Source organism: Neobacillus drentensis (genome assembly GCF_021560175.1).
Lineage (GTDB): Bacteria > Bacillota > Bacilli > Bacillales > Cytobacillaceae > Neobacillus > Neobacillus drentensis_A.
Window position 1 is genome coordinate 593748 of the sequence record NZ_CP091110.1, and the last position, 13753, is coordinate 607500.

General features: G+C 41.0%; 12 protein-coding genes, 1 rRNA gene and 1 riboswitch (1 of these 14 running past the window's edge). Of the genes, 7 read left to right on the forward strand and 6 right to left on the reverse strand.

Annotation, left to right across the window (positions count from 1 at the left end; all coding sequences use genetic code 11):
• Positions 1–124: 124 nt before the first annotated feature.
• Together L1999_RS02825 and L1999_RS02830 are read right to left on the reverse strand one after the other, a co-directional pair.
• On the reverse strand, positions 125–967 hold the full coding sequence (locus L1999_RS02825; protein WP_235742136.1) for an aldo/keto reductase: 843 nt from the start codon (positions 965–967) through the stop codon (positions 125–127).
• Between the two features lie 103 nt (positions 968–1070).
• On the reverse strand, positions 1071–2285 hold the full coding sequence (locus tag L1999_RS02830) for an MFS transporter (protein WP_235742137.1): 1215 nt from the start codon (positions 2283–2285) through the stop codon (positions 1071–1073).
• A gap of 208 nt (positions 2286–2493) precedes the next feature.
• On the opposite strand from L1999_RS02830, the gene L1999_RS02835 reads away from it, so the two are divergent.
• Together L1999_RS02835 and queF are read left to right on the forward strand one after the other, a co-directional pair.
• Positions 2494–2862, forward strand: a complete 369-nt coding sequence (locus L1999_RS02835) for a winged helix-turn-helix transcriptional regulator (protein ID WP_235744230.1) — start codon at positions 2494–2496, stop codon at positions 2860–2862.
• A gap of 114 nt (positions 2863–2976) precedes the next feature.
• Positions 2977–3023: riboswitch (PreQ1 riboswitch) on the forward strand.
• 122 nt (positions 3024–3145) lie between these two features.
• Complete coding sequence (gene queF, locus L1999_RS02840) at positions 3146–3646, forward strand: preQ(1) synthase (RefSeq protein WP_215045317.1); 501 nt, start codon at positions 3146–3148, stop codon at positions 3644–3646.
• A gap of 128 nt (positions 3647–3774) precedes the next feature.
• Here queF and L1999_RS02845 read toward each other — a convergent pair whose 3' ends face one another.
• From L1999_RS02845 to L1999_RS02860, 4 genes are all read right to left on the reverse strand, one after another.
• Positions 3775–5721, reverse strand: a complete 1947-nt coding sequence (locus L1999_RS02845; protein ID WP_235742138.1) for an ABC transporter permease — start codon at positions 5719–5721, stop codon at positions 3775–3777.
• Entirely contained in the window at positions 5711–6472 is a 762-nt protein-coding gene (locus tag L1999_RS02850) for an ABC transporter ATP-binding protein (protein ID WP_235742139.1), read from the reverse strand. Before L1999_RS02850 ends, L1999_RS02845 begins: the two co-directional genes overlap by 11 nt.
• 100 nt (positions 6473–6572) lie before the next feature.
• Positions 6573–7577, reverse strand: a complete 1005-nt coding sequence (locus tag L1999_RS02855) for a sensor histidine kinase (protein ID WP_235744231.1) — start codon at positions 7575–7577, stop codon at positions 6573–6575.
• Positions 7578–7582: 5 nt separating this feature from the next.
• Positions 7583–8266 carry a response regulator transcription factor gene (locus L1999_RS02860; protein ID WP_235742140.1) on the reverse strand — a complete coding sequence of 228 codons (684 nt, stop codon included), beginning with the start codon at positions 8264–8266 and terminating at the stop codon, positions 7583–7585.
• Positions 8267–8882: 616 nt separating this feature from the next.
• Here L1999_RS02860 and L1999_RS02865 point away from each other — a divergent pair.
• The 5 genes from L1999_RS02865 to L1999_RS02885 form a co-directional block, all read left to right on the forward strand.
• The gene (locus L1999_RS02865; RefSeq protein ID WP_235742141.1) at positions 8883–9869 is read left to right on the forward strand and encodes an efflux RND transporter periplasmic adaptor subunit; all 987 of its coding nucleotides are present in this window, start codon (positions 8883–8885) and stop codon (positions 9867–9869) included.
• A 29-nt stretch (positions 9870–9898) separates the two neighbouring features.
• On the forward strand, positions 9899–10453 hold the full coding sequence (locus L1999_RS02870; RefSeq protein WP_235742142.1) for a PepSY-associated TM helix domain-containing protein: 555 nt from the start codon (positions 9899–9901) through the stop codon (positions 10451–10453).
• A gap of 258 nt (positions 10454–10711) precedes the next feature.
• Complete coding sequence (locus tag L1999_RS02875) at positions 10712–11386, forward strand: response regulator transcription factor (RefSeq protein ID WP_235742143.1); 675 nt, start codon at positions 10712–10714, stop codon at positions 11384–11386.
• A complete protein-coding gene (locus L1999_RS02880) occupies positions 11376–12770 on the forward strand; it encodes a sensor histidine kinase (RefSeq protein ID WP_235742144.1) in 1395 nt (464 codons plus the stop codon). The genes L1999_RS02875 and L1999_RS02880 overlap by 11 nt, the downstream gene beginning before the upstream one ends.
• A gap of 378 nt (positions 12771–13148) precedes the next feature.
• Positions 13149–13753: ribosomal RNA gene (locus L1999_RS02885) — 16S ribosomal RNA — on the forward strand (it continues 945 nt past the right edge of the window).

Here is a 13753-nt window from a genome sequence, read left to right on the forward strand (position 1 = left end):
ACCGATAAATAGTTAAACAAGGTGGTAGGGATGCAAACGGTGACAGGCACCAATAAGTAGATTCACACAATAACAGGATTGGTAATGGTGAAAAGGCATCATCATTACCAACCCTTTGTATTGTTTAGAAATCGAAGTTGTCTGGGTCTGGACCGACGCGATGATTTTGGTTTAAACCATCAATTTGTTCCATTTCTGCTTTCGTTAGTTCGAAGTCAAATATGGACGAATTCTCGACAATTCGATGTTCTTTTGTTGATTTTGGAATCGTGATAACCTCGTTTTGGAGATCCCAACGCAAGATCACTTGGGCGGCAGATTTGTTATATTTTTCTGCAATTGCCTGGATCATGGGCTGGTCTAGTAACTGTCCTTGCATTAATGGTGACCAGGCCTCCAATTGAATCCCATGTTTCTGGCAATAAGCTTGAATTTCTTTTTGTGTTAACCGTGGATGGTATTCCACCTGATTGATCATTGGCTTAATCTCGGCATCTTTCATTAAATCTTCAAGATGGTGAACATGGAAATTACTTACACCAATCGCCTTTACTCTGCCTTCTTTATAAAGAGTTTCCAAGGCCCGCCATGCATCTTTAAATTTTCCGGCAACTGGCCAGTGAATTAAATATAAATCTAAATAGTCTAACCCCAATTTCTTTAAACTTGTTTCATAGGCAGCTAGAGTTGATTCGTAGCCTAAGTCACTATTCCAAACTTTCGATGTGACAAAAAGTTCTTCTCTTGAAATACCCGCCTCTTCAAGTCCTTCACGGATTGCCTGCCCTACTCCTTCTTCGTTTCCGTAAATAGCAGCCGTATCAATACTGCGGTATCCATGCTTAATGGCAAATTTAACGGCATTAACAAGTTCAGGTCCTTCTTCTACTTTAAATACTCCAAGCCCAAACCAAGGCATTTTTACTCCATTGCTAAGTGTGGTTGTATCTTGTAAGTTAGTAATCATCCTATTCATCCTCCAAATTAATTTTTTATATGAGGAAGGGGCGCTGTACCAGCTATCACCCCAATCCTATCGTCAAAATAGATTCAAAAACTATTAGTTGCAGCTAAATTACTTTTAAAGCCTTATTACCCGGTTCCTCACGGTCTTTCTTTTCAAGGCCTCGGCTCCAGCCCGTAAGAATGACCGCACCTAAGACCATTAATGCTCCAATCCAAGAGGTGTGAATTAATCCAATGGAGTCGGTAATAACACCGCCAAAGAAGGACCCCATGGCAATTCCAGCGTTAAAGGCAGCAATATTAATTGCCGATGCAACATCAACTGCAGTCGGCACAAACCGTTCTGCTAACATAACCACGTAAACTTGTAATCCAGGCACATTCATAAAAGCCAATAAGCCCATGAAGAAAATCGTAATTAAACCTGCAATCTTAAAAGGTGCCGTAAATAGTAAAATAAATAAGACAACAGCCTGGACAATAAACATATAAAATAACGCCTTAATGGGATTTTGGTTAGACAGCTTGCCGCCAACCATATTTCCGATGGCAATAGCGACCCCATAAACAAGCAAAATCACAGCAACAGTACTTTCCTTAAAGCCTGTTATCTCTTGCAAAATAGGCGATAGGTACGTAAAGACTACAAAAGTTCCGCCATATCCTAATGCAGTTATACTAAATAGCAGTAAAAGCCGACCGTTGGTTATCACTTTGAATTGGTCGCGGAACGTTGTTTGGACCGCTTTTCGTAAATCAGACGGAACAAGGATACTGTTGGCAAAGAAGGCAATTACGCCGACTGCGACGATAATAACAAACGCCATTCTCCAGCCGAATTGCTGGCCAATGAAGGTTCCAAATGGGACACCAGTAACGGTTGCCACCGTAAGGCCTGAAAACATAATCGATATTGCACTAGCTCTTCGATTCTCCGGGACCAAATCTGCAGCGATGGTGGAACCAATCGACATAAAGACACCATGTGAAAAGGCCGATATCACTCGGGCAGCCAATAAAATCCCAATGTTTGTTGCGCTTGCTGCCAACCCATTGCCGATAATAAAAACAACCATGATCCAAAGTAACAAGGATTTACGTGACATCCTTGAAGTGAGCGATGTAAGGATAGGAGCCCCGAACATTACTCCTAAGGCATATAAAGAAACAGTTAAGCCGGCAGTTGTAACGGATATTTGTAAATCTTTTGCTATGAGCGGCAGAAGGCCTACACTGATAAACTCCGTTGTACCAATGGCAAAGGCACTTACCGCTAATGCTAATAGAGCGAATGTACTTCTTTTTTTCTCTAACGTCATTTCTATTTCTCCTCCTAAAATGGTTTTATTGCATGAATGATTGGCTAAAAGCAAATCTATAAAAAAGAATCAAAATGTGATATTTCAACCGGCAAATGTTATTATGGGACATAGGAGTATAAAGGAAAAGTACGCACTTTAAAGTGATATAGACACCAAAAAGTGCGGTAGGCACTTATTGGTGCCTATAAAAACGGAGGACTAGATGATGAAAAAACAGAAGTACAATATATCCGTTGAGGCGACACTAGAGGTCATCGGGGGAAAGTGGAAATGCGTCATTCTTTGCCATTTAACACATGGAAAGAAACGAACAAGTGAATTAAAACGCCTGATGCCGGATATTACCCAAAAGATGTTAACGCAGCAGTTACGAGAATTAGAGGAAGACGGCGTTATCAACCGGATTGTCTATAATCAAGTACCGCCCAAGGTGGAATATGAACTTAGTGAATATGGCCAGAGCTTGGAAGGAATCTTGGATTCCCTTTGTGCCTGGGGAGCAAACCATATCACCAGAGTGCATGGTGATTTGTCAGTATTAGAAGAGAATGTGTTAAACGATCATTTAAAGTAGGAACTTGCTTCTCCAAAGGTGAATTGAATCGTTAGAATTGGTTTACCTAAATTTTCTGTTTGACGTTTTTCAGCCCATTCTCTATTATATAGAGATGAGAATACCCGTACTTGAACGGGAGAGGTTCATAGCTGATACCCTCTATAAAAAACTATGGATACATGACTTCCTGCCATGTCCATATCGGACGTGGCTTTTTGTTTTTTATCCCATTAGTTAAAGGATCATTCAGCTGAAACTCTCTTATAAAGCGTGGGGACACATTTTTATAGGGGGTTTTTTTATGTCTGGCCGCAGCCACGAAGAAGGATTAAAGGATTTAACACTATTAGGTAATCAAGGAACTACTTATTCATTTGAATATGCACCCGAGGTTTTGGAGGCGGTTGATAATCTCCATCCGGAACGAGATTATTTCGTTAAATTTAATTGTCCAGAGTTTACGAGCTTGTGTCCGCTGACACGTCAGCCGGATTTTGCAACAATGTATATTTCTTATGTTCCAGATAAAAAGATTGTGGAGAGCAAGTCGTTGAAGCTATACCTTTTCAGTTTTAGGAACCATGGAGATTTCCATGAGGACTGTGTAAATATCATCATGAATGATCTAATTAAACTGCTTGACCCGCGCTATATTGAAGTATGGGGCAAATTTACGCCGCGTGGCGGAATTTCCATTGACCCATGGTGCAACTACGGAAAACCAGGCACCAAATACGAAGAAATGGCCACCTATCGCTTAATGAACCATGACCTCTATCCAGAAAAAGTAGATAATCGATAAAAAGAAATGGTGACAGGCACCAATAAGTGACTTCTGACGTTGTAAATATTGCAAATGGTGACAGGCACCACAAACAAAGCAGCCGTGGAACACGGCTGCTTTGTTTTAAATTATTTCCGCACTTCTTTTTATAATGCGGCTTTAATGACTTTTTTGTAATAAAGTACGGATAGAAAACCGAAGATGGAGTAGAGGCTGGTATAAAGGACCATCACTAGAATCATGGGGGTCCAAACTTCGCTACCGAAAAGAAACCAGCCGGATTGGACGGCAAAATAACTATGCAGCAGTCCAACCACTAACGGAATTCCAAAGTTAAATAGCTGCTTAGCTTGAATTCCCTTCAATAAATCTCCTTCTGTGAAACCAAGCTTCCGCAGGATCGTATAATGCGGCTTTTCCTCTTCACTCTCACCCATCTGTTTAAAATACAGAATACAGCCTGACGTGATCAGAAACGTTAATCCTAAAAAGCCAACAATAAACATAATCAATCCCATATTTTTTTTCTGAGTATTACTGATCTCCAAACGAGACGAATAAAGGTCATTCTCGTTTAAGGATAAATCTTGATAGACTTGATTGGCTTTTTGGAGCTGACTCTCATCCTTCAACGTAAACCCAACAAAAAGAGAAGTCTTCTTTTGAATTGAAGGATTTAGATCCTTTTTCAATCGTTCAAATACAGATTCGTCTACAATCGCAATCGGCTGACCGCCGTTTGTAAAATATCCGGAAATCACAAAATCCTTCTTTAAACCTAAGTAGCGAAGCGGAATCGTTTCCGTTTGCCCCTTTAATTCGATCCGGCCGCTATCTTTTAAACTCATAAACTTCTGGAGCAAATCATTATAACCGGTAAAAATAGTCTCACCCGTGGCCACATCGATATTTTTCAAAGCCCGTTCACTTATCATCGGAAGGGGCAGCTCACTAGGGTCCACCATCATTCCTTCAAGGTTAGTATCCATTATGTTCTCAAGATTAGCGGACACTTGGAGTACTTCAATCCTTTTTTCATCAAAACCGATTTCCTTCGCGGCCAACGCCTCTTTAAATTTAGCAGCATCTTCTGCATTGGTTATGGCGAAATCACCCGCTGTATCGTTTTCAGCCATCTTTTCGGCAGAAAAATAGGAGATATAACTCAACGACAATAGCCCAATCGCAAGAGCGGATATTGTTGTGATAACCGTTAGTAACAGGGCATTTGATTTCATCCGAAACATAATTGATGACAAGGATAATACCTGATTAATGGTTAAATAGCCATCCTTCTTTTTTCGAGCGATATTAAAAATAAAACTAACCGACCCTTTATAAAACAGGTAAGTGCCGATAATGACGCTAGCCAAAATATAAATCATCGCCAAAAATAATTCTGTCATCGTGGTATAATCGCCAGTAAATAGCTTGGATGAAATATAGTAGCCGGAAATAATCGCAAGCAATCCGAAAATCCCCATGAGAATTTCCCAAATAGACATTTTTTTCACTTTTTCTTCCGTAGAGGAAACAACCCGAAAGAGAGATAGAATGCTCTGTCTCTTAATAAAAAGATAATTCATCAGCATAATTAGGAGATAGATGACACTGAATACAATGATACTCTGGACCAACGCTTGCGACGAAAAATGCAAGCGGGCAATTGCATTCACCTTGGTAATTTTAAATAAAATCATAATAATTAACCGAGATATAGAAAAACCGATAAAGATCCCAGCCACCATTGAACCAAAATAGAGAATAAAGTTCTCGGCGCTTAGGAGGTTAAAAATCCGAGTTTTTGTCATCCCAATCAATTGAAATAATCCGATTTCTTTGCTTCGCCTCTTAATAAAAATGTTATTGGCATACAGTAAAAAGATCGAGACAATGACTACCAAGAGAATACTGGCTGTCCGGATGGCGGCCGCCCCTTTAATGGAATCCTTTGTTTCATCCATGGCCGGGTCATATTGCAGCGTGACAAATGAAAAATAAAGGGCAACGCTAAAGATGAGTGCAAACACATAAAGATAGTAGTTTTTTAGATTTTTTTTCAAGTTTCGAAAGATAAGCTGATTAACGCTCATATGGCACACCGCCTAGCACGCCTTGGGTTTTCATGATATCCTTAAAAAAGTCCTGCCGGGATTGGTCCCCTTTATTTAATTGGGTATAAATCTGCCCGTCTTTTATAAAAATCACTTTGCCGCTGAAGCTGGCCGCAACGGGATCATGTGTAACCATCACAATCGTGGCCGTCCGGTTTTGATTTAATTCACTAAGTTTGTTTAACAGATCAGATGCAGATTTCGAGTCGAGCGCTCCTGTTGGCTCATCCGCGAAAATAATGCTTGGTTCGTGGATGAATGCACGGGCCGCCGACGTTCGCTGTTTTTGTCCGCCGGAGATCTCATTTGGGTATTTATCTTTAATCTCCATGATTCCTAACTCCGTTGCAACCTGATTGAATCGCTCATCCGCCTCTCTTTTAGAAACCTTCGTTATTGATAATGGCAAAAGAATATTTTCTTTAACTGTTAACGTATCTAATAGATTATAATCTTGAAAAATAAACCCAAGGTGCTGCTTGCGGAACTCAGCAAGCTGCTTTTCCTTCATAGCCGTCATTTCTTTACCTTCAATTGTAATCGTACCGCCGCTGACCTTATCAATTGAGGACAATACATTGAGAAGTGTGGTTTTCCCGGACCCGGAGGCCCCCATGATACTCACGAATTCCCCTTTTTCAACGTTAATATCAATCCCTTTTAAAACCTCTTGTTTATTCAGCTTATTACCATAGCTCTTATGGATTTTATTTGCTGTTAAAATACTCATAACAACACGCTCCTTTATTTCTATAATCCAATTATAAAATCTGCCGGTTCACTTCTCCTTCGAATATCCGAACAAAACAGCAAAGCATGTGACATTTTTGTCACATGCCTAATATCGCACCGAATTCATTTTTTCTTGGGAAGGTTAACGTGAAGGTGGTTCCAGTGCCAGGTGTGGAGAAGACATCGATATGAATCAGTAATGACTCGGAAACTTTCTTGGTTAAATATAAGCCCATGCCGGTAGAGGCATTGTCATGGTGAGCGGTTGTTGAGGTAAAGCCCTTATCAAAAATCCGCGGCAGATCTTTTGGATCAATGCCGCGCCCAACATCCTGAACCAGCAGCTTAGTTCGGTCATCCTCCATAAAACTTCGTATGAGAATATCCGATGCCTCGCTATATTTCACTGCGTTTGTCAACAGCTGGCGGATCATAAAGGCCAGCCACTTGGCATCCGTTAAGACAGACGCGGCTTCAACCTCCACTTCAAAACCAATCCCTTTTTGCATACACCAAGTTTGCAGTGTTTTAATTTCTTTAAAAAGTAAGCTTTTCAAGTCAGTCTCTTCTATATATAAATCATTCTCCATAAAAGGCAGGCGCTTTTGATGAAGCTGTGAATCAAGCAGCAGATGGATTCGCAGCCATTCTAGAGCTAGCTGTGCTTTTAATGGACTTTCTTCTAAACGGTCCATCATTAAATGCATGGCTGTCAAAGGTGTTTTGACTTCATGAATCCAAGCTAAAAGCTCATCTTTTTCCTGCTCTACAGACACTAAATTATTGGAAACGGTTTGTTTCAGCAGTTCCGTTTGGTTCACAATACTTTCCTCAACAATCCTTTCAAACGGGCTTTCCGCCTCGGCTATATTGGTTATATCAAGATTGTTCTCCCATTCCGCTAAGGAAGCATAAAATTTCGTTTCCTTATGGAAGCGAAAGCACAAAAAGATCACAAAAATAAGCGTGGATAAAAAAACAATATAGAGAAGGGGCATAAAGTGTATAGCGGAATCAATATAGCCTGAAAAGAGAACTAAAAGCTGTAAACTTACAAAAAGAACAATCCAGCTCCGTCTTTCCTTTAAAAAGTTTTTAATCATCATATTTACGCCTCTTCACTTGCCATGTAACCTTGGCCAACCTTTGTTTCAATAAATTTTCCGAGATTAAGCTCGTCCAGCCTTTTCCGCAGCCGGTTAACATTGACCGTTAACGTATTATCACTGACAAAACGCTCATCATCCCACAAGCTTTTGATTAATTCTTCACGGCTGACAATTTTATTCTTTTGTTCAATCAGCTTTTTTAATATAAACATCTCGTTTTTTGTGAGTTCAACCGTACCAGCCTTGCTGCTGACTGTGTTCTTTTCAACATCGATTTGAGCATCCTGCCAAGTTCGCAGCGTTATTTGCTCATGGTTGTAATTATAGACGCGCCTGAGGATTGCTTGAATTTTGGCAATCAGCACATCAAAATGAAATGGCTTTTGAACGAAATCATCTGCTCCAAGCTGCATGGACATCACCATGTCTGCAGGATGGTCGCGCGACGAGAGGAATAAAATTGGAACATTCGAATGGGAGCGAATCATCCGGCACCAATGAAAGCCGTCAAATTTCGGAAGCTGAATATCAATAATAACTAAATCGGGTTTAACTAACGAAAACTCCTGCATCACCAGGTTGAAATCACTTATCCCATACACATCATAAGACCAGCCCATAAGCCGGTCCTTTATTTCATTAAAAAGCGCCTGATCATCTTCGATTAATAATAACTTAAACAATAAATTCACCGCCGTACTCTAACATTTCTTACACCAATTGTATAATATATCCTTTTTTCGTGCTATAAGTTGGTGCCTGACACCATTAGCGACATTAACACAATCCTAAACCATTTATTGGTGTCAGGCACTTTTTTTAAGATTAAGAAAGTATAAAATTCACTTTGAAAATTGTCCAGCTCCAGCGCCCTAGCGGCTAGTGTCCTTCGCGCTCCGCCCTACGATAAGTCAACATCGAATCGCTGTCGCTCTTCGTGTTGTCTAGCTCCAGCGCCTAGGGGCTCGGGGTCATAAGCCAATCCGTCAAGAAGGCTAAAGAGCAGCCTTCTCGCCGGCTCGTCTTATGCCTGTCGCCCCTGATCAAGGCGCCTCCGCTTTTCGACTTTCCTTTATCTCAGTTGGAGCACTCCATAAGGAACGCTTCGGCAGCATAAGCATCGCACGAAGGAAAAGCGATAGCTTTTCCGAGGAGGCCATACGCCGCTGACCAGGGCGCTTGCGCTTTTCTTATTTTAATTAAGGATAAGTTAAGGGAGGCACTTGATAATAGGCTCATGAATTAAAAAATGTTTGGAGCGGGTCCCGGACTGTTCCATGATTAAAGGAGTCTAGATAAATGAAAAAGTGGATTTGGATACTGATTAGTGTACTAGTTGTTGGGTATGTCGGCTATCAATGGTTTCACTCCAGAAGCAGTGCTAGTACAAGCACTGCTTCACAGGTTCGAACAGCTGCTGTTCAAAAAGGGAAGTTAGAAGTGACGATTAGCGGTTCGGGAACAGTTGAACCAGTAACCACAGAAGATATTAAAGCAACAGCTGATAATAACGAAATCGATGAAGTATTAGTTTCTGCTGGAGATACCGTGAGTGCAGGAGAAACATTAGTAACCTTTACGGATGACAGCGATCCAATTACAGCGCCAACTGCGGGAACGATTACTACGGTGTCGGTTGCCTCAGGAGACCGGATCAACAAAGGGATGGTAGTCGCACACCTAACCAATTACAACGATTTGCAAACAGTCGTTCAAGTCGATGAATTAGACATTCCTAAGGTAAAAGTGGGTCAAACGGTAACATTATCAGTTAGTGCTTACCCTGATGCAACATATACAGGGAAAGTTACTGCCGTTGCGGAAGAAGGAACGTCAACAAATGGTTCATCAACCTTTGCTGTCACCATTCATATTGAAAAACCAACCAACCTAAAAGTTGGAATGAGTACAGAAGCAACTATATTAACAGCTAGTAAGACAGATGCATTATATGTACCGGCCGATGCTATCTACACAAACAATAATGAAAAATACGTAATTGTCGATTCGACAGGTACAAGCACTGATAGCTCCACTACTGCGTCAGGTCAACAAAAAACTGTTAAAACCGGAATTTCTACCGACGAATATGTTGAAATCACTGAAGGTGTAACAGAAGGTGAAACGGTCGAATTGCCACAGCTGTCTTCAAGCAGTTCATCAACGAACCAACAAGGCGGAATGATGCAAGGTATGGGCGGCATGCAAGGCGGAATGGGACAAATGCCGAGCGGCAACATGCAGCGAAGTGGACAAGGCATGACAAGTGGAAAGTCTGGCAACTAATAAACTACTAACAAACAGGAGTGTATTTTATGAAAAAAACAAGAAAAGCACATTTATGGATTGGGTTAATCTGTTCGATATTTATCTTGATGGAATCTATTACAGGTCTGCTCATGAATGAGCCGTGGCTGATTGGTCAGTCATCACAAACAGAACAACGAGGTAATTTTCAGCCAGGCATGATGCCAGGGCAACAGCAAGGCACAACCACAAATTCAAACCAAGCAACAGGTCAAACACAAGCGTCAAGCCAAACTCAATCACCGTCTGGTACAACATCTCAAACGAATGGCACAACTAATAATCAAACAAGCGGAAGCACACAAAGTAATTCAAATGGGCAGTTTTCTGGCCCTGGTGGACAAAATGGCTTTGGTACAAAAGGTTCGCAATCAGGTTCATTCATGAGTACGATTAAAGGACTTCACGAAGGAAGAATTGGAACGACTAATATTAAATGGTTAATTGACCTGACAGCCATCGCAATGATTTTCTTAACTGGATCAGGAATCTACCTTTCCTTAAAGGTGATTGGTGCAGATAGAAAAAGGAAAAGGTTGATAATGGAAAGAGAAATTGCATAGGAGTGTCATGAAGAGAGTACCTTCCCAGGATAATGGATGGTGCTCTTTTTTATTCGAAAAAAGGAAGTGAACGACTTCTTTTCATTAGACTTTAACCAATCACAACTACAATCAAAGAAAAACATTCATGAAAAACAGCTCTAGATGAAAGGGATCACAAGGGGAGTACCCCAGCTATGAGCCAGTTGTTAAGGCAAACTTAAGCTATCTTCCTTAGGATACATATAGACAAATGCGGAAAAAAGGAGCCCGTTATTGATGAATGTCCTATTAGCAGAAGATGATAATCGCCTAGGTGATTTAATGGTATATATGTTGAAAAAGAAAGGCAATTGCAATGTAGAATGGGTCAAGGAAGGGCATGACGCCTTCTATTTTGCAACCTCTGCCCATTATGATGTGGTCATTATGGACTGGATGATGCCAAATGGAGACGGTGTCGATGTTTGCAAAGGTTTAAGGAAACAAGGATATTCAGGTGCCATCTTAATGCTGACTGCCAAAGATACCGTCCAAGACCGGATTGAGGGTCTTGATTCCGGTGCCGATGATTATCTTGTTAAACCTTTTGAATTTGATGAACTATTAGCTAGACTGCGCGCTCTATCCCGCCGAAATTATGCACCAATTGTAGAAGAAGAGATGGAGATAGATGGTTTAGTTCTTAATCGTGCCAGCCATATGGTTCGATTTGAAGACATCGAAATCCAGTTTAGTCCCCGCGAATTTCAACTATTAGATTTACTGATGAAAAATAAAGGACAAGTCCTGCCGCGTGAGTTAATTTATGAGCGCGTCTGGGGAGTTGAAACAGATGTGACGATGAAGACCATTGATGCAACCGTTAAATTAATTCGTAAAAAACTATCCTTAATCAGTAAACAAAGTAAACTTCAAAGTATACGAGGGGTGGGATATAAATTTGAAACGTAATTTTTTTTCCTTCTTTGACTTCCTATTGAATCGGGGGGATCAAGATATTTTTAGAAATACGCAAAACCGGTTAACAAGAAATTTTAGTGGACTTATCATGCTATTTCTCTTTTTGTTTATTCTTGTTGTTTATTCGGTTCTTTATTTTGTCATTCTCAATACACAGGAACGGGATCTTCGGACCTTGGTCTCACAAGAAGCGGGTTACATTGAGAACTTGTTGAGCAGGAATGACCAAAGCGACATTAGAGGAATCCAAAATCAAGAATTGGCTTTTGCTGGTGTAGATCAATCCTTCTACTATGTAATGGATCGTACCGGGAAAGTAGTAGTGGGCAGCGAGGTCAATCCCCGCCTACGGCAGCAATTCCTCTCACTCATAAATAAACATATGTCTAATCAACAGGATATTCAAAATGAAATGATACGCATGGATCAGAAACCATCTAGAGGACGAGCACAATTCCATGCACCTGATGAATTTCAAGATATCCATATAATGATTACCAGCCATGAAGTTTATTACAAAGGTCAATTTATCGGCCAAATTTATATAGGAAAAGATGTCTCATTTGCTTATCGGTTATTTCACTGGGTTCTGGTGATTCTTGTTGTGCTGGGGATGGTTTTTGTGGGAGTTGCTATCTATATAAGCCGGCGTATGTCTAAACGAGCGATGGTTCCGATTAGATCTGCTTTTAAAAGGCAGCGAGAATTTGTGGGGGATGCATCCCATGAATTAAGGACACCTCTAAGTGTCTTGCTATCGTCTGTTGATGCGATGGAAATGACAGTTGATACTCAAAAGGATGAGATGACAGGTAAACTACTTGCAAATATGAGGGAAGAGGTCAAGCGGATGACCAACCTAGTCAACGATCTTTTAACTCTCGCACGTTCAGATTCGAATACTAATGAGCTAAAAACAGAAGTGTTTGATTTAAAGCCTTTAGCTGAAAAAGCAATCGTGTCATTACATCCGATTGCAGCCCGCAAACAGATTGAGCTGGAGTTATCTGCCCCTGCTGCGGCAACTGTTATAGGAGATCCTCAAAGGATATCTCAGTTGATTTATATCCTTTTGGACAATGGTATAAAATATACTCCAGCTGGAGGAGAAGTAAAACTGAACCTCCTCAAAGAAGGGCGAGAAATAAGAATTATCGTTCAAGATACAGGGATAGGGGTTAAGAAAGAGGATTATCAAAAAATTTTTGAACGCTTTTATCGGGCGGATAAATCCCGATCCCGCCAAATAGGCGGCCATGGACTTGGACTATCCATTGCAAAATGGATTGTTGAAACACATAAAGGAACGATACAAGTAACAAGTCAAATGGGAAAGGGAACTACGTTTATGGTTAGGCTGCCTGATTACGTTTAAGTAATCAGGTTTTGTTTTCAGAAAATACCCTTTTAAAAAAATGTTAAATAGTTGTTGACAACCTTTTGATAGGATAGTAATATAGTAATCCTGATGAGGAAATGCCGCAATCGGCAAACTACTCATTGAAAAAATAATTATCAGATGTTGACAAGATTAAATGAATCTGATAGTATTAATACTCGTTGAGTAGGACAAGAAAAATTATTTCAAAATAATGATTGACATCCTAATTAATGAAGTGATATGATAATATCCTGTCACGAATTGTTCTTTGAAAACTAAACAAACAAAAACGTCAACAAACAATAAATTATCATGTTTCTTCTATTATATAAGATGAACATGAGCCAACGTAACAAAATGAGCTAATCAACTTTCATGGAGAGTTTGATCCTGGCTCAGGACGAACGCTGGCGGCGTGCCTAATACATGCAAGTCGAGCGAATCGATAGGAGCTTGCTCCTGTTGGTTAGCGGCGGACGGGTGAGTAACACGTGGGCAACCTGCCTGTAAGACTGGGATAACACCGGGAAACCGGTGCTAATACCGGATAATCCTTTTCCTCTCATGAGGAAAAGCTGAAAGTCGGTTTCGGCTGACACTTACAGATGGGCCCGCGGCGCATTAGCTAGTTGGTGAGGTAACGGCTCACCAAGGCGACGATGCGTAGCCGACCTGAGAGGGTGATCGGCCACACTGGGACTGAGACACGGCCCAGACTCCTACGGGAGGCAGCAGTAGGGAATCTTCCACAATGGACGAAAGTCTGATGGAGCAACGCCGCGTGAGCGATGAAGGCCTTCGGGTCGTAAAGCTCTGTTGTTAGGGAAGAACAAGTACCGGAGTAACTGCCGGTACCTTGACGGTACCTAACCAGAAAGCCACGGCTAACTACGTGCCAGCAGCCGCGGTAATACGTAGGTGGCAAGCGTTGTCCGGAATTATTGGGCGTAAAGCGCGCGCAGGCGGTCCTTTAAGTC